Source organism: Duganella violaceipulchra (assembly GCF_019166075.1).
Lineage (GTDB): Bacteria > Pseudomonadota > Gammaproteobacteria > Burkholderiales > Burkholderiaceae_D > Rugamonas > Rugamonas violaceipulchra.
In genome coordinates, this window is sequence record NZ_JAHTGR010000020.1 from 52277 (window position 1) to 76136 (window position 23860).

26 protein-coding genes are annotated in these 23860 nt (G+C 64.7%); 18 read left to right on the forward strand and 8 right to left on the reverse strand.

The genetic code is table 11. The features are described from left to right. The first annotated feature begins 25 nt into the window (after nt 1–25). Nucleotides 26–2017 carry a CocE/NonD family hydrolase gene (locus KVP70_RS27945; protein WP_229225139.1) on the forward strand — a complete coding sequence of 664 codons (1992 nt, stop codon included), beginning with the start codon at nt 26–28 and terminating at the stop codon, nt 2015–2017. On the opposite strand, the gene KVP70_RS27950 is transcribed toward KVP70_RS27945, so the two are convergent. From KVP70_RS27950 to kynU, 5 genes are all read right to left on the reverse strand, one after another. After that, a complete protein-coding gene (locus KVP70_RS27950) occupies nt 2018–2620 on the reverse strand; it encodes a CHRD domain-containing protein (protein ID WP_217945675.1) in 603 nt (200 codons plus the stop codon). It lies immediately after the preceding gene. 32 nt (nt 2621–2652) lie between these two features. Beyond that, complete coding sequence (locus tag KVP70_RS27955) at nt 2653–3198, reverse strand: RBBP9/YdeN family alpha/beta hydrolase (protein ID WP_217945676.1); 546 nt, start codon at nt 3196–3198, stop codon at nt 2653–2655. A 98-nt stretch (nt 3199–3296) separates the two neighbouring features. Then, complete coding sequence (locus tag KVP70_RS27960) at nt 3297–3896, reverse strand: hypothetical protein (RefSeq protein WP_229225140.1); 600 nt, start codon at nt 3894–3896, stop codon at nt 3297–3299. A gap of 161 nt (nt 3897–4057) precedes the next feature. Beyond that, the gene (kynA, locus tag KVP70_RS27965) at nt 4058–4945 is read right to left on the reverse strand and encodes a tryptophan 2,3-dioxygenase (RefSeq protein WP_217945677.1); all 888 of its coding nucleotides are present in this window, start codon (nt 4943–4945) and stop codon (nt 4058–4060) included. Between the two features lie 16 nt (nt 4946–4961). Then, nucleotides 4962–6218 (reverse strand): kynureninase, encoded by a 1257-nt coding sequence (gene kynU / locus KVP70_RS27970; protein WP_217945678.1) that lies wholly within the window; start codon nt 6216–6218, stop codon nt 4962–4964. 600 nt (nt 6219–6818) lie between these two features. Here kynU and flhD point away from each other — a divergent pair. The 17 genes from flhD to KVP70_RS28055 all read left to right on the forward strand — a co-directional run bounded on the left by flhD (nt 6819) and on the right by KVP70_RS28055 (nt 21741). Next, nucleotides 6819–7136, forward strand: coding sequence for a flagellar transcriptional regulator FlhD (gene flhD / locus KVP70_RS27975; RefSeq protein ID WP_020702278.1), 318 nt, complete (start codon nt 6819–6821; stop codon nt 7134–7136). Nucleotides 7137–7156: 20 nt separating this feature from the next. Beyond that, the gene (gene flhC / locus KVP70_RS27980; protein ID WP_026334351.1) at nt 7157–7702 is read left to right on the forward strand and encodes a flagellar transcriptional regulator FlhC; all 546 of its coding nucleotides are present in this window, start codon (nt 7157–7159) and stop codon (nt 7700–7702) included. Further along, nucleotides 7699–8496 (forward strand): class I SAM-dependent methyltransferase, encoded by a 798-nt coding sequence (locus KVP70_RS27985; RefSeq protein ID WP_262311740.1) that lies wholly within the window; start codon nt 7699–7701, stop codon nt 8494–8496. Before flhC ends, KVP70_RS27985 begins: the two co-directional genes overlap by 4 nt. 131 nt (nt 8497–8627) lie before the next feature. Then, entirely contained in the window at nt 8628–9488 is an 861-nt protein-coding gene (gene motA, locus KVP70_RS27990; RefSeq protein WP_026334353.1) for a flagellar motor stator protein MotA, read from the forward strand. A 45-nt stretch (nt 9489–9533) separates the two neighbouring features. Next, nucleotides 9534–10472, forward strand: a complete 939-nt coding sequence (motB, locus tag KVP70_RS27995) for a flagellar motor protein MotB (RefSeq protein ID WP_217945679.1) — start codon at nt 9534–9536, stop codon at nt 10470–10472. A gap of 53 nt (nt 10473–10525) precedes the next feature. Then, entirely contained in the window at nt 10526–11074 is a 549-nt protein-coding gene (locus KVP70_RS28000; protein WP_026334354.1) for a hypothetical protein, read from the forward strand. Between the two features lie 65 nt (nt 11075–11139). Further along, nucleotides 11140–11505, forward strand: coding sequence for a response regulator (locus KVP70_RS28005; RefSeq protein ID WP_026334355.1), 366 nt, complete (start codon nt 11140–11142; stop codon nt 11503–11505). A gap of 45 nt (nt 11506–11550) precedes the next feature. After that, entirely contained in the window at nt 11551–13743 is a 2193-nt protein-coding gene (gene cheA, locus KVP70_RS28010; RefSeq protein WP_217945680.1) for a chemotaxis protein CheA, read from the forward strand. Nucleotides 13744–13762: 19 nt separating this feature from the next. Then, nucleotides 13763–14251, forward strand: a complete 489-nt coding sequence (locus tag KVP70_RS28015; protein WP_020702286.1) for a chemotaxis protein CheW — start codon at nt 13763–13765, stop codon at nt 14249–14251. Nucleotides 14252–14377: 126 nt separating this feature from the next. Next, nucleotides 14378–16093 carry a methyl-accepting chemotaxis protein gene (locus KVP70_RS28020; protein WP_217945681.1) on the forward strand — a complete coding sequence of 572 codons (1716 nt, stop codon included), beginning with the start codon at nt 14378–14380 and terminating at the stop codon, nt 16091–16093. Nucleotides 16094–16165: 72 nt separating this feature from the next. Beyond that, complete coding sequence (locus tag KVP70_RS28025) at nt 16166–17035, forward strand: CheR family methyltransferase (protein WP_217945682.1); 870 nt, start codon at nt 16166–16168, stop codon at nt 17033–17035. A 9-nt stretch (nt 17036–17044) separates the two neighbouring features. Next, on the forward strand, nt 17045–17644 hold the full coding sequence (gene cheD, locus KVP70_RS28030) for a chemoreceptor glutamine deamidase CheD (protein WP_020702289.1): 600 nt from the start codon (nt 17045–17047) through the stop codon (nt 17642–17644). Between the two features lie 49 nt (nt 17645–17693). Continuing rightward, nucleotides 17694–18773, forward strand: coding sequence for a protein-glutamate methylesterase/protein-glutamine glutaminase (locus KVP70_RS28035; RefSeq protein ID WP_217945683.1), 1080 nt, complete (start codon nt 17694–17696; stop codon nt 18771–18773). 134 nt (nt 18774–18907) lie between these two features. After that, nucleotides 18908–19297 carry a chemotaxis response regulator CheY gene (cheY, locus tag KVP70_RS28040; RefSeq protein ID WP_026334356.1) on the forward strand — a complete coding sequence of 130 codons (390 nt, stop codon included), beginning with the start codon at nt 18908–18910 and terminating at the stop codon, nt 19295–19297. Beyond that, a complete protein-coding gene (gene cheZ, locus KVP70_RS28045; protein ID WP_217945684.1) occupies nt 19297–19944 on the forward strand; it encodes a protein phosphatase CheZ in 648 nt (215 codons plus the stop codon). Before cheY ends, cheZ begins: the two co-directional genes overlap by 1 nt. A gap of 45 nt (nt 19945–19989) precedes the next feature. Continuing rightward, nucleotides 19990–21198, forward strand: coding sequence for an EAL and HDOD domain-containing protein (locus tag KVP70_RS28050; RefSeq protein ID WP_217945685.1), 1209 nt, complete (start codon nt 19990–19992; stop codon nt 21196–21198). A 63-nt stretch (nt 21199–21261) separates the two neighbouring features. Continuing rightward, nucleotides 21262–21741, forward strand: coding sequence for a hypothetical protein (locus KVP70_RS28055; RefSeq protein WP_217945686.1), 480 nt, complete (start codon nt 21262–21264; stop codon nt 21739–21741). On the opposite strand, the gene panC is transcribed toward KVP70_RS28055, so the two are convergent. The 3 genes from panC to KVP70_RS28070 are packed head-to-tail and all read right to left on the reverse strand — an operon-like array spanning nt 21738 to nt 23782. Then, nucleotides 21738–22577, reverse strand: coding sequence for a pantoate--beta-alanine ligase (gene panC / locus KVP70_RS28060; RefSeq protein ID WP_116988173.1), 840 nt, complete (start codon nt 22575–22577; stop codon nt 21738–21740). The two genes, KVP70_RS28055 and panC, sit on opposite strands and share 4 nt — an antisense overlap. Nucleotides 22578–22613: 36 nt before the next feature. Continuing rightward, the gene (locus tag KVP70_RS28065; protein WP_229225141.1) at nt 22614–23555 is read right to left on the reverse strand and encodes a segregation and condensation protein A; all 942 of its coding nucleotides are present in this window, start codon (nt 23553–23555) and stop codon (nt 22614–22616) included. A gap of 17 nt (nt 23556–23572) precedes the next feature. Then, on the reverse strand, nt 23573–23782 hold the full coding sequence (locus tag KVP70_RS28070; protein ID WP_008450053.1) for a DUF3460 family protein: 210 nt from the start codon (nt 23780–23782) through the stop codon (nt 23573–23575). Nucleotides 23783–23860: the final 78 nt, after the last annotated feature.

Below are 23860 nucleotides of genomic sequence, written 5' to 3' on the forward strand. Positions count from 1 at the left end.
TCACTGGCACACTCCCGGGATATACATGAAAAAGATCCTTTGGGCGCTGACTGGCGCCCTTGTCGTATCCGCTCCCGCCGTTCTGGCCCAGCTGCCGGCATCGACGCCGGGCGTGGCGGCCGCGCCCCTTTATCCCGCCTTGCCCAGCGAGACGCCGGACGAATTCAAGGCGCCGGTCGACGGGCTCGACTACGTCAAACGCAGCGTGATGGCGCCGATGCGCGACGGCGTCAAGCTCAACACCGTGATCATCGTGCCGCGCAAGGCGCGCAACGCGCCCATCCTGCTGACGCGCACGCCCTACAACGCGGTCGAGCTGACCAGCCACAACGAGAGCTCGCAGATGGAATCCATCCTGCAGGGCTATGACAACGCGGCCGACGTCATCGTCGAGGGCGGCTATATCCGCGTGGTGCAGGATGTGCGCGGCAAGTACGGCTCCGAGGGCGATTATGTGATGAACCGGCCGCTGAGCGGCAGCGCGCTCAATCCGACGCCGGTCGACCACTCCACCGACACCTGGGACACCATCGAGTGGCTGGTCAAGAATATTCCCGAGACCAATGGCAAGGTCGGCATCATCGGCATTTCCTACGACGGCTTTTTGCCGCTGATGGCGCTGGTCAATCCGCATCCGGCGCTGAAGGCGTCGGTGCCGATGAACCCGATGGTGGATGGCTGGCGCGGCGACGACTGGTTCCACAACGGCGCGTTCCGGCAGATCAACCTGTCGTATGTGCTGGAGCAGGTGGTCACGCGGCGCAACGAGGCCAAGTGGTACAGCAGCCATTTCGACGATTACGACACCTTTCTCCGCGCCGGCTCGGCGGGCGAGCTGGCGCGCCAGCGCGGGGTGGAGCAGAGCGGCTTCTGGCGCAAGATGGTCGCCCATCCGGCCTATGACGCGTTCTGGAGCGCGCAGGCGATGGACCAGATCCTGGCGCGCCAGCCGGTCACGGTGCCGACCCTGCTGGTGCACAGCCTGTGGGATGCCGAGGATATCTATGGCGCCATCGCGGTGTACAAGGCGATCAAGCCGCAGGACAAGGACAACAAGGTGTTCCTGGTGCTGGGGCCGTGGAACCACGGCGGCGGCATCGGCGACGGCAGCCGTCTGGGCGCGCTGCGCTTCAACAGCGATACTGCGCTGCACTTCCGGCAAGAGATCTTGCGGCCCTTCCTGGACCACTATCTGAAGGACGATGCGCCGGCGGCGCAGATCGCGCCGGTGTCGGCGTTCGAGACCGGGACCAATAAATGGCGTTCGCTCAACAGCTGGCCGAGCGGCTGCGTCAGCGGCTGCGCGATCGCGCCGGCCACGCTGAGGCTGGCGGCCAATGCCCGCTTGAGCCTGAGCAACGAGGCGTCGCGGCCGGCCTCGGCGCCGGCGCAGCGCGGCGCGTTCGATGAATATGTGTCCGATCCGGGCAAGCCGGTGCCGTTCCGCGCGCGGCCGATCGCGCCGTATGGCTATGACGAGGCCAAGGGGCAGACCTGGCCGCGCTGGCTGGTGGACGACCAGCGCGAGGCGTCCGGCCGCACCGATGTGCTGAGCTACACGAGCGACGTGCTGACGGCGCCGGTGAAGATCAGCGGCGAGCCGGTGGCGCACCTGCTGGCCTCGACCAGCGGCAGCGACGCGGACTGGGTCGTCAAGCTGATCGACGTCTATCCGGACCAGGTGGCGGCACAGCCGGAGATGGGCGGCTACCAGCTGATGGTGTCGGCCGATATCTTCCGTGGCCGCTACCGCGAGAGCCTGGAGACGGCCAGGCCGATCGCGGCCAACACGGCCTTGCCCTACACCTTCGCCATGCCGACCACCAACCATGTGTTCCTGCCGGGCCACCGCATCATGGTGCAGGTGCAGTCCAGCTGGTTCCCGCTGTATGACCGCAATCCGCAGACCTTTGTGCCGAATATCTTCTACGCCCAGCCGTCCGACTACAGGAAGGCGACCCAGCGCGTCTACCACGACAGCTATATCGAGCTGCCGCTGGTTGGCGCGACGCGTTAGCTAGGCTTTGCGGCGGCGCCGCGCCACCAGAAGCATGGCAGGCACGCCCAGGCCCAGCATGGCGAAACTGGCCGGTTCGGGCACCGGCGGGGCCGCGCCTGTCAGGAAGCCGCGTATCTCGCCGGTAGGGTAGAGGCTGCTGTGGATGTTGAGATAGGCTGCGCCGCTGGCCAGGCCGGCGGCGAAGGCCGATTCGGCGCCGGCCGTGGTGCCGCCGTGGCTGCTGAGGAAGGCCGGGTTCCAGCTGGCCGCCAGCGAGGTGTTGTAGGTGTTGGAATAGGCGCCGCTGGTCACGCCCAGCGGGAAGCCGCCGAAGGTGGGTGTTTCCGTGGCGATGCCGGCGGTGCCGGTGTTCGGCGTGTCGGTGCAGCAGTGGATGTGCGCGGCGGTGGTGGTGCCGAGCAGGCCGCCGAAGGCGACGTCCACTTCGAGAACGTGGCTGGCGGCGTCGAACTTGACGAAGGCCGCGCCCATGCCCGTAGAACTGTTGGGCGGTGCTTCCTTCGGTCCGGTGAGCATGGCCGTGTAGTTGGCGGCACTGGCCGTCATGGCGGTGAACAGCAGGCCGGCGGCTGCTGCGCAATTGCGGATACGCTGGTTCATTTTTATTCCCTCCTTGGTGCGTGATGCACAGGTTAGAGGGGTAGACCTGCGCAGAAGTTCAGCAGCATTTGTTCGCCTTCGGGCCAGGGGCCGTAGCCGGCGTCGCCGTTGATGTGGCCGGCGTTGCCGATCTCGATGTACTCGCTACCCCAGGCCTGCGCGAACTGGCGCGCGCGCCGCGGGCTGACGTACTGGTCGTCGCTGCTGGCGATCACCAGGCTGGGGAAGGGCAGGCGCGCCAGCAGCATGGGCTGGAAGCCGGTGGTGCAGTCGGGATAGCCGGGGGCGTCGGTGTCGCTGGGGGCGACCAGGAAGGCGCCGGCGATCTTCAGCGGCGAGCCGGAGGCGGCCCAGCGGCCCACCAGCGAGCAGCTCAGGCTGTGCGCGGCCAGCACCGGCGGGCGCTTGCAGCGGGCGATGGCGGCTTCGAGGTCGGCCACCCAGTCGTCGCGGTCCGGCGTTTCCCAGTCGCGGTGCGGCACGCGGAGCCAGTCGGGGTGCTTGGCTTCCCACTGCGTTTGCCAGTGCGCGGGACCGGAATTCCACAGGCCGGCCAGGGTCAGTATTTCGTAGTCCATGCGTTTTCCTTGCTGGGTAAGATGGTATTGATCTTACCTCGGCGGGGCGCGTGATACTTGCCGGCGCTGGCAGTATGCGCAAGCGTGGACAATTGTCTTCAATTGAATGCGACGTCTTCGAGTCGGAAGCGGAATTTTCTGCGTTCGGGCTCCGTCCAGCCTTGGCCGGGGTCGGTGTTGCGGGGCAGGGGCGGCGCCACGCATGGCGCACTGGCGACGAGTGGAGGTGGTGCGATGGCTGGAGCGCTTGCGGCAGCGGGCGTGGGCGCTGCTGCTGCTGCTGCTGCTGCGCGCACCAGTTCGCGGCGGCGCACGCCGGCCAATTTCCAGTGCTTTTCGCCTGGCATGCGGATCGAGATGTCTTGCCATGCGTTGCGCACGCTGTCGGCGTAGCCACTGGCGAACTGGTTGGGCGAGATGGCGCGGCCCTTGTACATGATGCGGTCGCCTTCGACGATGGCGTATTCATGGTCGCCACGGTAGGCCATGCGCAGCCATGTGCCATCAGGCAGGAACAGCGTTTTCCATTGGTAGCCGCGCGGCGCGGCGTCAGGCGCATGAGCCGATGTTGCGAGCCAGTGGCGTATCGCGGCATCGATCGCTTCGGCCGGATCGATGCTCGCTCCGGTCTCGCGCAGCCGCTCCATCAGCGCGAGCAGGGTGGTGGGTGAGACATTCACGCTCGTTGTAGCAACCATGCTGTACTCCTTGCTGAAATCTGCTGAATTTTGCTTGGATCTACTGAGTTAGACCGCAGCAGCCCAAGGAAGTTCAATCCAGTAGGATTCAGTAAAAAATTCAGCAGGTTTGCTAGAAGGAGCGCGGGGGTACACCCATGGTGTGTATTCCCGCGGCAATCTCAAAGGGCGGTGCGCAGCGCGAACAGTTCGGGGAACAGCACCACGTCGAGCATTTTACGCAGGTAGCTGACGCCGGCCGTGCCGCCGGTGCCGGTCTTGAAGCCGATGATGCGCTCGACCGTGGTGACGTGGCGGAAGCGCCAGAAACGGAACGCGGTTTCGAGGTCGACCAGCTTCTCGGCCAGTTCGTACAGCGCCCAGTAGCGGGACGGATCGCGGTAGACTTCCAGCCAGGCGTTCTGGACGGACGCGTCGGCGGTGGTCGGCAGGGTCCAGTCGGCGTTGAGGCGCTCGGCGGAAACCGGCAGGCCGTTGCGGGCCAACAGCTTGATCGTTTCGTCGTACACCGATGGCTCGCGCAGCGCCTTGTCCAGCACGGCGAAGGCGTCCGGCGCGGTGGTGTGGACGTTGAGCAGCGCTGCATTCTTGTTGCCGAGGATGAATTCGATCTCGCGGTACTGGTAGGACTGGAAGCCCGACGACGCGCCCAGATAGGGGCGGATGGCCGTGTATTCAGGCGGCGTCATCGTCGCCAGCACATCCCATGCGTGCACCAGCTGGTCCATGATGCGGGCCACGCGGGCCAGCATCTTGAAGGCCGGGGCCAGGTCGTCCGACTGCAGGTGGGCGCGCACCGCGTGCATTTCGTGCAGCATCAGCTTCATCCACAGTTCGCTGGTCTGGTGCTGGATGATGAACAGCATCTCGTTGTGGTTGGGCGACAGCGGATGCTGGGCGGTGAGGATCTGGTCCAGGCCCAGATAGTCGCCGTAGTTCATCTTGTTGCTGAAGTCCATTTGCGCGCCGTGCCATTGGGCATCGGCGCCGGCGGCGGGCGCGGCGGCGTGCATCGGGCAGCCGCTGGCGGTGTCTTTGGTATCGCTCATATTGTTTATCTCGTTATTAGGTTACTGCGTCGCGCTTGGCGTCGACGTTGTAGTCCTTGCGGTCCAGGATGTCGCGCAGGATGTCCACCGCGTCCCAGACATCGGCATAGCTGGTGTACAGCGGCGTGAAGCCGAAGCGCATGATGGCCGGTTCGCGGTAGTCGCCGATGACGCCGCGCGCGATCAGCGCCGCCATCACTGCATAGCCGTGCGGATGGGTGAAGCTGACCTGGCTGCCGCGGCGGGCGTGCTCGCGCGGCGTGACCAGGCCCAGCGGATGGTCGGCGCAGCGCTGCTCGACCAGTTCGATGAACAGGTCGGTCAGGGCCAGCGACTTGGCGCGGATGGCGGCCATGCTGGTCTGGCCGAACACGTCCAGGCCGCACTCGACCATCGCCAGCGACACCACCGGCTGGGTGCCGCACAGCGCGCGGCCGATGCCGTCGGTGGGGGCGAAGTCGGGCGCCATGGCGAACGGCGCGGCGTGGCCCCACCAGCCCGACAGCGGCTGGCGGAAGCGCGCCTGATGCCTGGCCGGCACCCAGATGAAGGCCGGCGAGCCGGGGCCGCCGTTCAGGTATTTATAGGTGCAGCCCACGGCCAGGTCGGCGCCGTCGGCGTTGAGGTCGACCGGCACCGCGCCGGCCGAGTGCGCCAGATCCCAGACCACCAGCGCGCCGGCGGCGTGCACCAGCGCGCTGGTGGCGCGCATATCGTGCTGGTAGCCGGTGCGGTAGTTGACGTGGGTCAGCATGACGACGGCGGTGTCGGCGCCGATGGCGGCCGGCAGTTCTTCCACGCTGTCGACCAGCTTGACGGTGTAGCCGCGTTCCAGCCAAGCGCTCAGGCCCTGGGCCATATAGATGTCGGTGGGGAAGTTGGAGCGTTCGGTGACGATCACGCGGCGCTCGCGTTGCGCCGGGGCCGGGTCGCTGGCCTGCATGTGCAGGGCTGCGGCCAGTGCCTTGAACAGGTTGACCGAGGTGGTATCGGTGACCACCACTTCGCCGTCGGCGGCGCCGATCAGCGGGGCCAGGCGGTTGCCGAGGCGCTTGGGCAGGTCGAACCAGCCGGCGCTGTTCCAGCTGCGGATCAGGTCATGGCCCCATTCCTGGGCGATCACCTGCTGGGCGCGGGCCAGCGCGGCCCTGGGGCGGGCGCCTAAAGAGTTGCCATCCAAATAAATCACATGGGCGGGCAGGTCGAACTGGTCGCGCAGGGCGGCGAGCGGATCGTGCGCGTCGCGGCCCAGGCAGTCGTTGCGAGTTGTCATTATGTAACCTTCTTGCAAGGTGGGTGGATGCTTTAGGCTTCAATAAGTTGCCAGTGTAACCCGAAAAACCGGGGTCTGACCCCGTGCGGGGTCAGACCCCAGGCTTGCGGGGTAAGCGCAAACCCGCATGAACACTGGCCTGGCGACTTTTTTTAAATTATTTTCGATTTTTTTCAAAAAAACCCTCAAGTTCCCCAAAACGCTGCCGTTACCAGTTTCATGATGAGCGGAAAAGCGCCATCGGGTAGCAAGCTGGAGTCGAGAATAATTCAAATTATTTTCACTGGAACCCTAAAGTTCCTCGAAATGCTGCCGTAACCGGGTTAGATGTAGCAAAAAAGAGTCGCTGAACTGCACTATTTTTCGTTTCATGACAGGACTTTTTTGAAGAACTGGGACCTTACCAAACCTGCGCCGCAAGGGCGTGGATGAACGATCTGCGAGTGTTTGTCAGACAAACACCGACGGGTCGTGTTCGCTATTTCCGGACGGAAAATACGGAGAACCTCCTCTACTCGTATTTTTGTTGCTCCCGCAGAATGTATCTCACTGGAAACGCAAATGTGTTCCGCAGTGCAGATAACGGACTAGGAGATGGAAATGACCGCTAACGATATGATGGCTGAAATTCGCGACGCCAACCTGAGCTACCTGATGTTGGCCCAGCAGATGATACGCGCCGACAAAGTCACCGCGATCTTCCGCCTTGGCATCGCCGCCGACATCGCCGAGCTGATCGAAGGCATGAGCAACGCGCAAATCCTGAAGCTGGCAGGCGGCAACATGATGCTGGCCCGCTTCCGCTTCGACGACAGCGCCATCCTGTCGATGCTGACCAACTACAATAAAGACCGCGTGCTGGCCCAGTCGCACGCCGCCATCCTGATGGCCGGCCAGGCCGTCGAAGAAATCGCCTGACCCCGAGCCGGAGCCGCATCATGTCCAAGAAAAGCGTAGTGACGGAAGCCCAGGAAATCCAGCTGGCCATCGAACTGATCCAGCTGGGCGCGCGCCTGCAGCTGCTGGAGTCGGAAGTGTCGCTGTCGCGCGAGCGCCTGCTCAAGCTGTACAAGGAGTTGAAGGGCGTGTCGCCGCCGAAGGGCATGCTGCCATTCTCCACCGACTGGTTCCTGACCTGGCAGCCGAACATCCATTCCTCGCTGTTCATCAACATCCATCGATTCCTGACCGAGCACGCCGGCGCCACCGGCATCGAGGCGGTCATGAAAGCCTACAAGCTGTACCTGGAGCAAATGCCGCCGGAGGCGGGCGAGGAGCCGCTGCTGTCGCTGACGCGCGCCTGGACCCTGGTGCGCTTCTTCAGCGGCCGGATGCTGGAGCTGGCCCCGTGCGGCAAGTGCCAGGGCAAGTTCGTGGTCAACTGCATGGACTTGAACGGCAGCTATGTCTGCGGCCTGTGCCATATGCCTTCGCGCGCCGGCAAGACCAAGAAGGCGCGCGACGCCGACGCCCTGGCCGCGTGAGCCGGCCCGGCCCCGACCCCTACCTGAAGCGCATCGCCCGCGCCCCCGCCGTGCGGGCGCTGCTGATCCAATGCGGCGTTGCGCCGCTGACGCTGGCCATCATCTATGTGATGGCCAGTTGTCGTTTACCGGTCGATCTCTGGAGCGTGGCCGTGGTGCAGGGTTTGCTGGCGGCCGGCCTGACCTGGAAGCTGGGCCTGGCCGTGTGGTGGCGCGCGATCCAGCTGCTGTTCCCGCCGGCGCTGCTGGCCGCGCAGGCGCTGCAACTGCCGTCGTGGCTGTTCCTGGCCGTGTTCCTGTTGTTGCTGGGCTGGTATTGGTCGACTTTTCGTACGCAAGTGCCGTACTACCCGTCCACGCCGGCGGTCTGGGATGCGGTACGTCAAGTCCTGCCGCCGCCGGCGGCCGACGGCCGGCCGCTGCGCGTGATCGACATCGGCAGCGGCCTGGGCGGGCTGGTGCTGTACCTGGCGCGCCAGCGGCCGGACGCCGAGTGCAGCGGCATCGAGCTGGCGCCGCTGCCGTGGCTGGCGAGCCGGCTGCGCGCCGCCGCCGGCGGCAGCCGCGCCCGCTTCACCCTGGGCGACTACGAGCGGCTCGACTTCGGCCGCTACGACCTGGTGTTCGCCTATCTGTCGCCGGCCGCGATGGCCGGCCTGTGGCGCAAGGCGGCGGCCGAGATGCGTCCCGGCGCCATGCTGGCCAGCTACGAATTCGCTATCGACGCCCGTGCGCCCGACCGGACCATCCGCGCCACAGCGGCCGAGGAAGCCCTCTACATATGGTACTTTTAAGCATCATTTCGCGTTAATCACTTGCCCGCTCCCCCCTAGTCACGCTATTGTAGTTCTACATGTAAATTTATTGAAATCGGCCGATTGTTAGGTGGATGCCGGCCGAGTTCATACCGGGGAGTCAGGGCACTTTGTTAGTCATAATTGGATATGTAGTGGTCTGCGTCGGCGTGTTCGGCGGCTTCGCCATGAATGGCGGGCATCTGGCCGCGCTGCTGCAGCCGCTGGAGCTGGTGATGATCGGCGGCGGCGCGCTGGGCGCCTTCCTGGTCGGCAACAACGCCAAGGCGATCAAGGCCACGCTGGCCGCGATCCCGACCCTGTTCAAAGGCTCGCGCTACACCAGGGACTTGTACATGGAGCTGATGTCGCTGCTGTTCGACGTGCTCTCCAAGGTGCGCAAGGAAGGCTTGATGTCGATCGAAGGCGATATCGACAGCCCGGACCAGAGCCCGCTGTTCAGCAAGTATCCCAGCGTGCTGGAGGACCACCACATCGTCGAGTTCATGACCGATTATCTGCGCCTGATGGTGTCGGGCAATATGGATGCGTTCCAGATCGAGAACCTGATGGACAACGAGATCGAGACCCACCACCACGAGCACGCGGTGCCGGCGCATGCGCTGGCCAAGCTGGGCGACGGCATGCCGGCCTTCGGCATCGTGGCGGCGGTGATGGGCGTGGTGCATACGATGGAATCGGTGGGCTTGCCGCCGGCCGAGCTGGGCATCCTGATCGCGCACGCGCTGGTCGGCACCTTCCTCGGCATCTTGCTGGCCTACGGCTTCGTCGGTCCGCTGGCCAGCCTGCTGGAACAAAAGCTGGACGAATCGACCAAGATGTACCAGTGCGTCAAGGTCACCCTGCTGGCCAGCCTGAACGGCTACGCGCCGGCGCTGGCGGTGGAGTTCGGCCGCAAGGTCTTGTATTCGACCGAGCGCCCCAGCTTTGCCGAGCTGGAAGACCATATCAAGAAATCGAAGGCCAAGTGAGCGCGCGCATGACAGGCGGCGCCGCGGCCACCATAAGGAATCGCCATGGCTGAAGAAGGCTTGCGGCCGATTATCGTCAAGCGCATCAAGAAGAGCGGCGGCGGCCACCACGGCGGCGCCTGGAAGATCGCGTACGCCGACTTCGTGACGGCGATGATGGCCTTCTTCTTGCTGATGTGGCTGCTCGGCTCGACCACCAAGGGCGACCTCAACGGCATCTCCGAATACTTCAAGACGCCGCTCAAGGTGGCGCTGCAGGGCGGCTCGGGCAGCGGCGACAGCTCCTCGGTGATCCCCGGCGGCGGCAAGGACCTGACCCGGCGCGACGGCCAGGTCAAGGCCAGCGACGACCCGGTGGTCAAGAAGACCTTCAACCTGACCGCCGCCAAGGCCGCGCTGGAGGCCGAGGAAAACCAGCGCCTGAAGGCGCTCAAGGAAAAGATCGAAGCCAAGATCGAGGCCAACCCGCTGCTGAAGAAGTACAAGGAGCAGCTGCTGCTCGACATCACCAGCGAAGGCTTGCGGATCCAGATCGTCGACGAGCAGAACCGTCCGATGTTCGCGCTGGCCAAGGCCGAGCTGCAACCGTACACGCGCGAGATCCTGCATGAAATCGGCTTCGTGCTGAACGAGGTGCCCAACAAGATCGGCCTGTCCGGCCACACCGACTCGACGCCCTACCTGAGCGACGCCGGCTACAGCAACTGGGAATTGTCGGCCGACCGCGCCAACGCCTCGCGGCGCGAGCTGATCGCCGGCGGCATGGCCGACGGCAAGGTGCTGCGGGTGGTGGGGCTGGCCTCGGCCGCCCACCTGGACAAGGCCGACCCGTTCAACCCGATCAACCGCCGCATCAGCATCATCGTGATGAACAAGCGCACCGAGGAAAATGTGATGCGCGACGGCGCCCGCCAGCTGGACGTGGGCGCGGAAGCGGAGACGGCGCCGGCGCCGGCGCCGGCCGGACCGCCGGTGCGCAAATAGGCGGATGTAACGAAGTAGTGGGTGTACGATCAGCGCGGAACAACGAGACTGTTATGACGAGAAAAAAAATCCTGGGCTCACATGTAAAACGCCTGTTGTCGGGCGTGTCTGACCATGGACGCAAGCATTTGACCGAAGTCGAGACCGATCTGATCCAGACCGGCCTGCTGCTGGAGGAGGCGATCGAAAAGCTGTCCTTCAATTTCATGGCCATCCATCAGGCGGTCGAGGCCGAGCAGGCGACGATCCAGCTGCTGCTCGACGGCGGCACCGCCACGCCCGAGCAGCGCAGCCAGCTGGAAGCCCTGCAGGGCCAGGTGGGCGGCTATGTCAACGCCGCCATCACCAGCCTGCAATTCCAGGACATGACCAGCCAGCTGCTCGACCGCACCCTCAAGCGGGTGACCGGCCTGCGCGAATTCCTCGGCACCCTGGGCGCGCACGGCGCCGAGATGCTGCCCGAGAGCGACAACGAGGAAATCGTCGCGCTGCTGGGCAAGGTCAGCATGGCGCTGGCGATCCAGAGCCTGGAGCTGCGCAGCGTGCTGCGCAAGGCCGTCAGTCAACAACACCTGGAGAGCGGCGACATCGAATTATTCTGAACGCCGCAACCTGCCGATTGATACCAACGGGGCGCGTGTCCCGCATTTAATGAGTGAGAGCAAAGATGGCCAAGACAATACTTGCAGTTGATGATTCCAGTTCCCTGCGCCAGATGGTGGCCTTCAGCCTGAAGGCCGCCGGCTACCTGGTGGTGGAAGCGGTGGACGGCCAGGACGGCCTGGAAAAAGCCAAGCTGCAAAGCGTCGACCTGGTGCTGACCGACCAGAACATGCCGCGCATGGACGGCTTGCAGCTGATCAAGCTGCTGCGCGAACTGCCGACCTACCAGAAGACCCCTATCCTGATGCTGACCACCGAATCGTCCGACGAGATGAAAGCCAAGGGCCGCGCCGCCGGCGCCAATGGCTGGCTGGTCAAGCCTTTCGATCCGCAGCGGCTCATCGAGGTGGTGAAGAAGGTCATCGGCTGATAAGGCGCATGCAATGAAGCTGAGCGAAACTTACGGAGTATCCCCATGACCATCGATATAAGCCAGTTCTTCCAGGTCTTTTTCGATGAGGCCGAGGAGCTGCTGGCTGAAATGGAGCGCCTGCTGCTGGCGGTCGACGTCGCGCAGCCGGACGCCGAAGACCTCAACGCGATCTTCCGCACCGCCCATTCCGTCAAGGGCGGCGCCTCCACGTTCGGCGTGACCGACATGACCGAGGTGACCCACATCCTCGAGACCCTGCTCGACCGCGTGCGCAAGGGCGAGATGGCGCTGACCTCGGAGCACGTGGACGCCTTCCTGGCGGCCAAGGACATCCTCAAGATGCAGCTCGACGGCCACCGCCACGGCAGCACGGTCGACCAGGACGCGGTCGGCGACGTGCGCATGATGCTGCAGTCGCTGGCGCAGGACGTGCCGCTGGCGGCCATGGCCGCCGTGGCGCCGTCGTTCCACGCGGCCGAGGCCAAGGTGGTCGACCACAGCGGCGGACGCCGCTACCGGCTCGAGCTGCCGGTCATGGTGCACCGCGAAGTGACCGCCCTGGGCGCCGAGCTGGGCCTGATGGGCCATGTGTCGATCACGCCGCTCGACAAGGAGCGCAACGCCATGCTGGTCACCACCCACGAGAGCCTGGACGACATCATCGCCATCTGCTCCTTCGTGCTGAACCCGGACGACATGGTGGTGACCGAGCTGCCGGCGCTGGACGCCAAACAGGCGCGCCTGGAAAACGCCGAGCGCTCCAAGGTCGAGCAGGACCTCGGCTACGGCTTCTTCGACGAGGCCGAGCTGCATCCGGCCGCCGCCGGTACCGATGGCTACGGCTTCTTCCAGCCGCTCGACGAGATCCGCGCCGCCGCCCAGGCCGGCAGCGAGGACGCCCAGGGCTATGGCTTCTTCCAGCCGGTCGAGCAGATCCGCGCCGCCGCCGGCATCGTCATCGAGGCGCCGGCCGTGCAGCAGGCCGCCGCCGACGAGGAAAAGAAGACCGCCAAGAAGGAAGAGAAGGGCGGCGCCGGCCCCGGCGCCGAATCGTCGTCGATCCGCGTGTCGATCGAGAAGGTGGACCAGCTGATCAACCTGGTGGGCGAGCTGGTCATCACGCAGGCGATGATCGAGCAGCGCGTCGACACGCTCGACCCGATGGTGCACGAGCGCCTGTTGAACAGCGTCAGCCAGCTGACCCGCAACACCCGCGACCTGCAGGAAGCGGTGATGTCGATCCGCATGATGCCGATGGACTTCGTGTTCTCGCGCTTCCCGCGCATGGTGCGCGACCTGGCGGCCAAGCTGGGCAAGAAGGTCGACTTCATCACCAACGGCGCCGCGACCGAGCTCGACAAGGGCCTGATCGAGCGCATCGTCGATCCGCTGACCCACCTGGTGCGCAACTCCATCGACCACGGCATCGAGATGCCCGAGGTGCGCCGCGCCGGCGGCAAGAGCGACGCCGGCCGTTTGTTCCTGTCGGCCTCCCACCAGGGCGGCAACATCATCATCGAGGTGTCGGACGACGGCGGCGGCCTGAACCGGGAACGCATCCTGGCCAAGGCCGAGCAGAACGGCCTGCCGCTGCACGAGAACATGAGCGACGCCGAGGTCTGGCAACTGATCTTCGCGCCCGGCTTCTCGACCGCCGAGCAGGTCACCGACGTCTCCGGCCGCGGGGTCGGCATGGACGTCGTCAAGCGCAACATCACCGCCATGGGCGGGGTGGTCGACATCCGCTCGGCCAAGGGCTTCGGCACCACCATCTCGATCTCGCTGCCGCTGACCTTGGCGATCCTGGACGGCATGTCGATCCGGGTCGGCGAGGAGGTCTACATCCTGCCGCTGGGCTTTGTCATCGAATCGCTGCAGCCGGCGCCGGAAGACGTCAAGGAAATCTCCGGCAAGGGCCGGGTCATCAAGGTGCGCGGCGAATACCTGCCGCTGGTGCCGCTGTACCAGATGTTCGGCATCGCCCCGCGCTACACCGACCCCTGCCAGGGCATCGTGGTCATCATCGAGACCGACGGCCGCAAGGCCGGCCTGTTCATCGACGACCTGGTCGGCCAGCAGCAGGTGGTGGTCAAGAACCTCGAATCGAATTACCGCAAGGTGGCCGGCATCTCCGGCGCCACCATCCTGGGCGACGGCGGCGTGTCGCTGATCCTCGACGTGGCCGCCCTGATACGTTCATCCCGTCAGCTCGCTGACGAACAGATTTTTAGCTAATCCCACCAAGGAAATCATCATGGCAGACGTACTAACCACCGGGGCCAACGAGATCGCCGGCCACGAATACCTGGCGTTCACGCTCGGTTCGGAGGAATACGGCATCGACATCCTCAAGGTGCAGGAAATCCGCGGTTACGAAACGGTGACCCGGATCGCCAACGCCCCCGCCTTCATCAAGGGCGTGATCAATCTGCGCGGCATCATCATCCCGGTGGTCGACATGCGCATCAAGTTCAACCTGGGCGAGCCGGTGTACGACCAGTTCACCGTGGTCATCATCCTCAACATCGGCGGGCGCATCGTCGGCATGGTGGTCGACTCGGTGTCGGACGTGACCACGCTCACGCCCGAGCAGGTCAAGCCGGCGCCGGAAATGGGCACCGCCTTCAGTTCCGACTACATGATTGGACTGGGCACCATTGATGAGCGTATGCTGATCCTGGTGAACATCGACAAACTGATGTCGAGCGCCGAGATGGGCTTGATGGAACAAATCGCGGCCTAGACCACGCCGCGGCAAGCAATGACGGCAGCGCCCAACAGAGTGCGCGCCAGAGTACCCACACGATAACGGGGTCCGCAGGCAGTTCCCGGCGGACGATAGAACAGACGGCATAGGGGAGAAAACACCATGAATTTACGCGACTTCAAAATTGGCGCACGACTGCGCATCGGCTTCGGCAGCATCCTGGCGATCCTGGTGGCGATGGTCTTGATGACCAACTACCTCAACTACAGCAACAAGAACAAGCTGACCCAGGGCCTGGAATTGTCGAACGCCAAGAACCTGCAGGCCGGCACGATGAAGAGCTCGATGCTCGAGACCGGCATCGCCATGCGCAACATCGGCCTGCAATCGGACGTCAGCCTGATGCAGAAGGAAGAGCAAAAGGTCAAGGACCAGCGCGCCCGCTACGACAAGGCGCTGGCCGACCTCAAGGCGCTCGGCCTGAACGACGCCGAGAAGAAGGCGCTGGCCGACATCGCGGCGCTGGACGCCGACGTCGACAAGGCCTTCAAGGAAGCCATCGGCCAGGTGCTGGCGTTTAACAGCGAAGGCGCGGCCAAGGTCATTTCCGGCCGCATCGACCCGCTCAACCAGCAGACCCTGACCCTGATCAACAAACTGGTCGACATGCAGCGCGCCTACGCCAAGGACGTGATGGACGGTTCCGTCACCGCCGACCGCAGCCTGATGATGGTGCTGTTCGTGCTCGGCGCGGTGGCCGTGGCGCTGGGCGTGGTGTGCGCCATGGTCATCACCCGCTCGATCACCGTGCCGCTGTCGGGCGCGGTCGAGGTGGCGCAGAAGGTGGCGGCCGGCGAGCTGACCTCGCAAGTCCAGGTCGAAGGCCGGGACGAGACCAGCGAACTGCTGCAGGCGCTCAAGGACATGAACGACAGCCTGGCCAAGACCGTTGGCGACGTCCGCACCGGCACCGAGCTGATCTCGACGGCCTCGCAGGAAATCGCCTCCGGCAACGCCGACCTGTCGGCGCGCACCGAGTCGCAGGCCAGTTCGCTGGAGGAGACCGCCTCGTCGATGGAGGAACTGACCTCCACCGTCAAGCAGAACGCCGACAACGCCCGCCAGGCCAACCAGCTGGCCGTGACCGCGTCGTCGGTGGCGGAAAAGGGCGGCGCCGTGGTCTCGCAAGTGGTCGAGACCATGGGCTCGATCAAGGCCAGCTCCAGCAAGATCGTCGACATCATCGGCGTGATTGATGGGATCGCATTCCAGACCAACATCCTGGCGCTGAACGCGGCCGTCGAGGCGGCCCGCGCGGGCGAGCAGGGCCGCGGCTTCGCGGTGGTCGCTTCCGAGGTGCGCAACCTGGCGCAGCGCTCGGCCGGCGCCGCCAAGGAAATCAAGGAACTGATCGGCGACTCGGTCAACAAGGTCGACGCCGGCAGCAAGCTGGTCGACGAGGCCGGCCAGACCATGGGCCTGATCGTCACCTCGATCCGCCAGGTGGCCGACATCATGGGCGAGATCACCGCCGCCACCCAGGAACAGAGCAACGGTATCGAGGAAGTCAACCAGGCCATCACCCAGATGGACGAGATGACCCAGCAGAACGCCGCGCTGGTGGAGCAGGCCGCCGCCGCCGCCGAGAGCATGCAGGAACAGGCCGAGATGCTGGCGCAGGCGGTCAGCATCTTCAAGCTGAACCAGGACGACGCCCGCCGTCCGGCCGCCCGCGCGGCCGTGCCGGCGCCGCGTCCGGCGCCGGTGGTGAGCAGCCGCCCGGCCGCGCGTCCGGCGGTGGCTGCCGCCAAGCCGGCCGCGCCCAAGAAGCTGGCCAGCGCCGCGCCGGCCGCCGGCGACGAGTGGGAAGAGTTTTAAGCAGTCCGCAGCAAAGCGGCGCCACCGGCGCCGTTGCAGGCATTGTTAGTTTTAAATGAAGGAATACAGAACATGCCGCAACCCAAAGACACCGTCAAAGAGTTTGATTTCAACGCCAAGGACTTCGAACGCGTCCGCGGCCTGATCTACAAACGGGCCGGCATCTCGCTGGCCGACAGCAAGCAAGAGATGGTGTACAGCCGCCTGGCGCGGCGTTTGCGCGCCACCGGCATCGGCTCGTTCGGCAAGTACCTGGACGATCTGGAGGCCGGCCGCCTGGGCGAGGAATGGGAGTCGTTCACCAACGCGCTGACCACCAACCTGACCTCGTTCTTCCGCGAGGCCCACCACTTTCCGCTGCTCGCCGAGCACATCAAGCACAAGCGCGAGGCTATCACCATCTGGTGCTCGGCCAGCTCGACCGGCGAGGAACCGTACTCGATCGCCATGACCGTGTGCGAGGCTTTCAACACGCTCACGCCCAACTGCCACATCATCGCCACCGACATCGACACCAATGTGCTGGCCACGGCCGCCAACGGCGTCTACACCATGGACCGGCTGGAGAAGATGTCGCCGGAGCGCTCGCGCCGCTTTTTCCTCAAGGGCAAGGGCGACCGCGAGGGCATGGCGCGCGTGCGGCCCGAGCTGCGCAACATGATCACCTTCAAGCCGCTCAACCTGCTGGCCGACAGCTGGCCGCTGAGCGGCCAGTTCGACGTGATCTTTTGCCGCAACGTCATGATTTACTTCGACAAAGCCACACAGCGTAAAATACTGTCCCGCTTTGTCCCGCTGATGAAACCGGACGCCCTGCTGTTCGCGGGCCACTCGGAGAATTTCCTCTACGTGTCGGAGTCGCTCAAACTACGCGGCAAGACGGTGTATGAGCTGGACGAACAACACCGTGGCGCTGCCCTCAAAGCAACGCAACGCACATGAGAGTAAAACATGGACCTCGAACAATTTGCCACGAACGTATATTTCGATAGAACGTTCGACTGTGAGGCCGCCAAGATCCTGCCGGGCGAGTATTACTTCACCAACAAGGACATGTTGATCGTGACCGTGCTCGGTTCCTGCGTGTCGGCCTGTATCCGCGACCGCGTCACCGGCCTGGGCGGCATGAACCACTTCATGCTGCCCGACGGCGGCAGCGACACCAACAGCCCGGTGTCGGCCTCGGCCCGCTACGGCACCTACGCGATGGAGATCCTGATCAACGACCTGCTCAAGGCCGGCGCCAAGCGCGAGAACATGGAGGCCAAGGTGTTCGGCGGCGGCGCGGTGCTGAAGGGCTTCACCGCCATCAACGTCGGCGAACGCAACGCCGCCTTCGTGCTGAACTTCCTCAAGGTCGAGAAAATCCGCGTGGTGGCCGAGGACTTGAACGACATCCATCCGCGCAAGGTGTATTTCTTCCCGCGCAGCGGCAAGGTGCTGGTCAAGAAGCTGATGCAGACCCACAACGACACCCTGGCCAAGCGCGAGATCGAATACGCCAGCCGCCTGAAGAAGGCGCCGGTGGGCGGCGAGATCGACCTGTTTTAACTTATTTTGAATGTGTAGTCAGGGCCTATTGCCCGGAAAGTAGCGTTTTATGAAGATCAAAGTCCTGATCGTCGACGACTCCGCGCTGATCCGCAGCGTGATGAGCGAGATCATCAACAGCCAGCCCGACATGGAAGTGGTGGGCGTGGCCCCCGATCCGCTGGTCGCGCGCGAGCTGATCAAGCAGACCAACCCCGACGTGCTGACCCTGGACGTCGAGATGCCGAAGATGGACGGCCTCGACTTCCTGGAAAAGCTGATGCGGCTGCGGCCGATGCCGGTGGTGATGGTGTCCTCGCTGACCGAGCGCGGCTCGGAGATCACCATGCGCGCGCTGGAGCTCGGCGCGGTCGACTTCGTCACCAAGCCGAAGATCTCGATCCAGGCCGGCATGCGCGAGTACACCGAGCTCATCACCGACAAGATCCGCGCCGCCTCCAAGGCGCGCGTGCGGGCCCGCACCCTGCCGCAGCCGGGCGCCGACGGCCAGGGCGGGCAAACCCAGCTGCCGCAGCTGCGCAATCCGCTGACCTCGTCGGAAAAGCTGATCATCATCGGCGCCTCCACCGGCGGCACCGAGGCGATCCGCGAATTCCTGATGCAGATGCCGTCCGACTGTCCCGGCATCCTGATCACCCAGCACATGCCGGAAGGGTTCACGCGCTCGTTCGCCAAGCGCCTCGATACACTGTGCAAGATCTCGGTGCAGGAAGCGGCCGGCAACGAGCGGGTGCTGCCCGGCCACGCCTACATCGCGCCCGGCCACTCGCACCTGTACCTGACCCGCAGCGGCGCCAACTACATGACCAGGATCGACCAGGCCGAGCCGGTCAACCGCCACCGGCCCTCGGTCGACGTGCTGTTCCGTTCGGCCGCCCAGTGCGCCGGCAAGAACGCGGTCGGCGTGATCCTGACCGGCATGGGCAAGGACGGCGCGGCCGGCATGCTGGAGATGAAGGGGGCGGGGGCGTATAATTTCGCCCAGGACGAGGCCAGCTGCGTGGTGTTCGGCATGCCGCGCGAGGCGATCGCCATCGGCGCCGCCCACGAGGTGGGAGCCTTGCAAGCGCTGCCCGGCATGGTGCTGGGCTACCTGGCGGCCCACGGCATGCGCGCATTGCGGGTGTAAAAAGCTTTAAATCGTCAAGTGTGACGTTTTACTGCTACTTTGTTCGCCTTAAAGCAACGAAAATGCTATCCTACAACTTGCTGGCACGTAGAACTTATTAACAACCACCGCGTAGAGAAACAACGGAGTAATTCATGGCTGATCCAAAGATGAAATTTTTAGTCGTTGACGATTTTTCGACGATGCGCCGCATTGTCCGGAATCTGTTAAAAGAACTGGGTTATGCCAATGTCGACGAGGCGGAAGACGGCGTGATGGCGCTGGCCAAGCTGCGCGCCGAGACCTTCGACTTCGTCGTGTCCGACTGGAACATGCCGAACATGGACGGTCTGACGATGTTGCAGAACATCCGCGCCGATCCCGCGCTGGCCAAGCTGCCGGTGCTGATGGTGACCGCCGAAGCCAAGAAGGAAAACATCATCGCGGCGGCCCAGGCCGGCGCCAACGGCTACGTGGTCAAGCCGTTCACCGCTGCAACGCTGGATGAAAAGCTGAACAAGATCTTCGAAAAGCTCGGAGCTTGATGATGGTTGAGCAACAAAGCGGCGCCATCGCGGCTGCGGTGGAGCCGAATGAAGAGTTTTTGTCGCGCATCGGTCACATGACGCGCGCCTTGCATGAAAGCCTGCGCGGCCTGGGCCTGGACAAATTGATCGAGAAAGCGGCGTCGGACATCCCGGACGCGCGCGACCGGCTGGACTACGTGGCGCGCCTGAGCGAAGACGCGGCGCAGAAGGTGTTGAACGCCACCGACGCCGCCAGTCCCTTGCAGGACCAGATCGCCGGCGACGCCAGGCAATTGAGCGCCTCGTGGAACGGCCTGCTGGCGGCCGGCGCCTCGGACCAGCAGTGGCGCGCGCTGGCGCAGCAAACCGTCGCCGCGCTGGACGGCGCATCGGCCGGGACCTCGCAGACCAAGGCGCATCTGATGGACATCATGATGGCGCAGGACTTCCAGGACCTGACCGGACAGGTGATCAAGAAGGTCACGTCGATCGCGCAGAACCTCGAAAAGCAGCTGGTGCAGATGCTGATCGACTTTGCGCCCGAACAGATGAAGAAGGAAATCGACAACGGCTTGCTGAACGGACCGCAAATCGATCCGACCCGCGAGAACGTGGTGGCTGACCAGGAGCAGGTGGACGACTTGCTGGATAGTCTGGGCTTCTGATCTGTACCGGCCCGTTCGCCGCGGGCCTACTCCGATACGAGCATCATGCATCAAACCAATTTCCTCGTCCGTGAGCCGCTGCTCGACCCCAAGCAGCGTGTGGTTGGGTATGAACTCTGCTGGCAACGGCAGGGCGCGGCCCCGTCCACGCCGGCCGAGCTCGAATTGCTGCTGGCCTTCGTCGCCGGCCAGATGGTCGACGACGACGGCAACTGGCTGCTGCGCGACAAGACCCTGTTCCTCGAAGCGGTGCCGGCCATGCTGTCGACCGACGCGCTGCACCAGCTGCCGCCGGAACGCACCGTGCTGTCGATCAAGACCTCCGAACTGGCCCAGCCCGACACGCTGGCCGCCGTGCAAGCCTTGCGCGCCGGCGGCGTCGGCATCCTGCTGCGCGAGGCCGACCTGGCCCGCATCGGCGCCCGCCTGCCGACCATCGCCTCGTATGTGGAAGTGCGCTTTTCCGGCGCCGACGTCGGCAGCCAGGCGCGCTCCTATGCGGCGCTGAAGCAGTCGGCGGTGGCGATGGTGGCGCGTCCGGTCAGCAACTGGGCCGATTTCGACGCTTGCGCCGCGCTTGGCCTGAACGCCTTCGTCGGCAAGCTGCACCTGACGCCGCGCCCCAGCAGCGACAGCAAGGGCATGAACCCGGCCCAGACCATCATCATGCAGCTGATGCAGATGGTGCGCCAGAACGCCGACCTGCCGCAGCTGGAGGCGGTGCTCAAGCGCGACGCCACGCTGTCCTACAAGCTGCTGCGCTTCATCAACTCGGCCGGCTTCGGCGCCGGGCGCGAGATCCAGTCGCTCAAGCAGGCGCTGACGCTGCTGGGCTACACGCCGCTGTACCGCTGGCTGACCTTGCTGCTGGCCACGGCCAGCACCTCGGGCTATTCGCCGGTGCTGCTGGAGACGGCGGTGGTGCGCGGCCGCCTGGCCGAGCTGCTGGCGCTGGCGGCGCTGGGCAAGGGCGAGGCGGAAAACGTCTTCGTGGCCGGCATGTTCTCGCTGCTGGACCGGCTGCTGGGCATCGCCATGGAGGAAGTGCTGGCCAACATCCAGCTGTCCGACGACGTGGTCGCCGCGCTGCTGACACGCAGCGGCAAGTACGGGCCCTACCTGGCGCTGGCCGAGGCCTGCGAACTCAATTCCGACCTGGTGGCCTCGCTGGCCGCCTCCCTCAAGCTGAGCCCGGAAGAGGTCAACCAAGCCCACCTGTCGGCGCTGGCCTGGGCCCAAAACGTCGCGGCCTGATCGGTCGCAAGCGGCGCCGGCGCGGGCGTTGACAGCGCCGATGGCGAGGCGGATGATCGGCCCATGAACGCCAATTCCGACAAAGACTATATCGACGCCAAGGTGTCGTCGTTCGACGCCAAGCTCGATGCCGGGCTAGCTGCCACCAACGCCAAGATCGACGCCACCAACGCCAAGCTCGATGCCGGGCTTGCTGGCACCCACGCCAAGATTGATGCCGGGTTCGCCGCCGTCGACGCCAAGTTCGAGGCCACCGACGCCAAGCTCGCAGCCATCGTTGCGATGATGATAGAGACGCGCGCGGCGCTGGAGGCGAAAATCGACAGCGCTTTCGAACGGGCGACGTCGCAGTCCGTCAAATGGATGGTGGGCGTGCTGGTCGCGGCGATCACTATCGTGGTGACGGTCATGACCTTCGTGCTGAATAATGCGATCCCCAAGGCGCAGCCAACCGCCGCTGCGCCGCCGGCCATGGTCATCCAGCTGCCGCCCCAGGGCGTCACCGTGTTGCCGGTGGCGCCCGCAGCGCCCCCCAAGCCTTAAATCTCCAGATTGTCGATCAAACGGGTCGAGCCCAGCTTGGCCGCGGCCAGCACCACCAGCGGCGTGCCTTGCGCCAGGTCGCCGGCGCTCGGCGGCTGCAGGTCGATGCGGCGGCGGATCGAGATGTAGTCCGGCTGCCAGCCGCGCTGGGCCAGGTCGTCCATCGCCTTGTGCTCCAGCTGGAACACGTCGAGGTGGCCGGCGCGCACTTCGGCCGCGACCGAGTTCAGGCTCTGGTACAGGGCCGGCGCCTCGGCGCGCTCGGCCGGCGACAGGTACATATTGCGCGACGACAGCGCCAGGCCGTCGTCGGCGCGGTAGGTCTCGGCGGCGATGATCTCGGTCGGCAGCGCGAACTGACGGCTCATGTTACGCACGATCATCAGCTGCTGGTAATCCTTCTTGCCGAACACCGCCACGCGCGGCTGCACGCAGGAGAACAGCTTGAGCACCACGGTGGTCACGCCGGTGAAGAAGCCGGGACGGAACTCGCCCTCCAGCGTGTTGCCCAGGTCGTCGGGCGGGCGCACGCGGAATTCCTGCGGCTCCGGATACAGGTCTTTCTCGGTCGGCGCGAACAGCACGTACACGCCTTCCTTCTCCAGCTTCTCGACGTCGGCCTGGAAGGTGCGCGGGTATTTGTCGAAGTCCTCGTTCGGGCCGAACTGCAGGCGGTTGACGAAGATCGACGCCACCACCGGGTCGCCGTGCTTGCGCGCCAGGCGCATCAGCGACAGGTGGCCTTCGTGCAGGTTGCCCATGGTCGGGACGAAAGCGGTGCGCAGTTGGCCGCTGAGTTGGTCGCGCAATTCTTCTATGGAGGTGACGATTTTCATGTCGTGGTCGCTCTGGACGTAATGGGAATGGGGGATTCAGGCAGGCGAGTACGCCAGCCGCACGTAGATGGGCGCGAACGGCTCGGCCTGGGTAATTTCGATCAGCGTTTCCTTGGCCAGCTCCAGCAGCGCGACAAAGTTCACCACCACCACCGGCACGCCGCCGGCGATGTCGAACAGGTCGGCGAACTCGACGAAGCGGCTCGATTGCAGGCGCCGCAGGATGCCGGTCATGTGCTCGCGCACCGACAGTTCCTCGCGGCTGATCTTGTGGTGCTGGGTCAGCTTGGCGCGCTTCATCACGTCCAGCCAGGCTTGCTGCAAGTCGATCGCCTCGACCTCCGGCCAGGCCGGCACCAGGCTTTGCTCGATGAAGATCTGGGTGCGGACGAAATCGCGGTCCAGCTGCGGGATCGTGTTCAGGTCGTAGGCGGCCAGTTTGATCTGCTCGTATTCCAGCAGGCGGCGCACCAGCTCGGCGCGCGGGTCGTCGCTCTCGATGTCGAGCTCGGACTGGCGCTGCGGCAGCAGCATGCGCGACTTGATCTCGATCAGCATGGCCGCCATCAGCAGGTACTCGGCGGCCAGCTCCAGGTTGGACAGGCGGATCTGGTCGACATATTTCAGGTACTGCAGCGTCAGCTGCGCCATCGGGATGTCGAGGATGTTGAAGTTTTGCTTGCGGATCAGGTAGAGCAGCAAGTCCAGCGGACCTTCGAAGGCGTCGAGGAAGATTTCCAGCGCGTCCGGCGGGATGTACAGGTCGTTGGGCATCTTGAGCAGCGGCTCGCCGTACAGGCGGGCGAGGGCGGCCACTTCGGTGGTCACGGCGACCGCCTCGGCGGCTGCCTCGGAGGCACCAGCGCCGGCCGCGTCGGCCGCGTCGCTCAAGGCCTCGGGCGACGGCAGTGCCGTCGCCTCGGCGATGCCGTGGTCGGCCACAGTCGGCTGGGCTTCAGCCGTATCGTCTGGCAACATCCTTGCCGCCCCGGTGCTTAGACTTTGTTCTGATAAACGTAAGCTTGTTGCTTGATGGCCGATTTCAGCTGGCGCTCCTGCTCATCCAGCGACACCGGCGGACGATCCCACAGCAAGGCGCGGCCTTGTTGCTGGCCAGCTTCCATGCCCGGATTCTTTTCCTTCAGCGCCTTGATGAACAGGGTGTGCTCGGATTCGTACATCGAATGTTGTTTGGAGAGTTTCATATTTTTTAAGTGGGTGGATCAGCAACGCGTATTTTACCGCGCCGCGACGGCCGGCGGTGATTCTATCGTTGGCCGCCG

Bases quoted from the DNA above. Each gene is read 5' to 3' on its own strand.
- KVP70_RS27945 (WP_229225139.1), top strand. From the start codon at position 26: ATGAAAAAGATCCTTTGGGCGCTGACTGGCGCCCTTGTCGTATCCGCT.
- KVP70_RS27950 (WP_217945675.1), bottom strand. From the start codon at position 2,620: ATGAACCAGCGTATCCGCAATTGCGCAGCAGCCGCCGGCCTGCTGTTC.
- KVP70_RS27955 (WP_217945676.1), bottom strand. From the start codon at position 3,198: ATGGACTACGAAATACTGACCCTGGCCGGCCTGTGGAATTCCGGTCCC.
- KVP70_RS27960 (WP_229225140.1), bottom strand. From the start codon at position 3,896: ATGGTTGCTACAACGAGCGTGAATGTCTCACCCACCACCCTGCTCGCG.
- kynA (WP_217945677.1), bottom strand. From the start codon at position 4,945: ATGAGCGATACCAAAGACACCGCCAGCGGCTGCCCGATGCACGCCGCC.
- kynU (WP_217945678.1), bottom strand. From the start codon at position 6,218: ATGACAACTCGCAACGACTGCCTGGGCCGCGACGCGCACGATCCGCTC.
- flhD (WP_020702278.1), top strand. From the start codon at position 6,819: ATGACCGCTAACGATATGATGGCTGAAATTCGCGACGCCAACCTGAGC.
- flhC (WP_026334351.1), top strand. From the start codon at position 7,157: ATGTCCAAGAAAAGCGTAGTGACGGAAGCCCAGGAAATCCAGCTGGCC.
- motB (WP_217945679.1), top strand. From the start codon at position 9,534: ATGGCTGAAGAAGGCTTGCGGCCGATTATCGTCAAGCGCATCAAGAAG.
- KVP70_RS28000 (WP_026334354.1), top strand. From the start codon at position 10,526: ATGACGAGAAAAAAAATCCTGGGCTCACATGTAAAACGCCTGTTGTCG.
- KVP70_RS28005 (WP_026334355.1), top strand. From the start codon at position 11,140: ATGGCCAAGACAATACTTGCAGTTGATGATTCCAGTTCCCTGCGCCAG.
- cheA (WP_217945680.1), top strand. From the start codon at position 11,551: ATGACCATCGATATAAGCCAGTTCTTCCAGGTCTTTTTCGATGAGGCC.
- KVP70_RS28015 (WP_020702286.1), top strand. From the start codon at position 13,763: ATGGCAGACGTACTAACCACCGGGGCCAACGAGATCGCCGGCCACGAA.
- KVP70_RS28020 (WP_217945681.1), top strand. From the start codon at position 14,378: ATGAATTTACGCGACTTCAAAATTGGCGCACGACTGCGCATCGGCTTC.
- KVP70_RS28025 (WP_217945682.1), top strand. From the start codon at position 16,166: ATGCCGCAACCCAAAGACACCGTCAAAGAGTTTGATTTCAACGCCAAG.
- cheD (WP_020702289.1), top strand. From the start codon at position 17,045: ATGGACCTCGAACAATTTGCCACGAACGTATATTTCGATAGAACGTTC.
- KVP70_RS28035 (WP_217945683.1), top strand. From the start codon at position 17,694: ATGAAGATCAAAGTCCTGATCGTCGACGACTCCGCGCTGATCCGCAGC.
- cheY (WP_026334356.1), top strand. From the start codon at position 18,908: ATGGCTGATCCAAAGATGAAATTTTTAGTCGTTGACGATTTTTCGACG.
- cheZ (WP_217945684.1), top strand. From the start codon at position 19,297: ATGATGGTTGAGCAACAAAGCGGCGCCATCGCGGCTGCGGTGGAGCCG.
- KVP70_RS28050 (WP_217945685.1), top strand. From the start codon at position 19,990: ATGCATCAAACCAATTTCCTCGTCCGTGAGCCGCTGCTCGACCCCAAG.
- KVP70_RS28055 (WP_217945686.1), top strand. From the start codon at position 21,262: ATGAACGCCAATTCCGACAAAGACTATATCGACGCCAAGGTGTCGTCG.
- panC (WP_116988173.1), bottom strand. From the start codon at position 22,577: ATGAAAATCGTCACCTCCATAGAAGAATTGCGCGACCAACTCAGCGGC.
- KVP70_RS28065 (WP_229225141.1), bottom strand. From the start codon at position 23,555: ATGTTGCCAGACGATACGGCTGAAGCCCAGCCGACTGTGGCCGACCAC.
- KVP70_RS28070 (WP_008450053.1), bottom strand. From the start codon at position 23,782: ATGAAACTCTCCAAACAACATTCGATGTACGAATCCGAGCACACCCTG.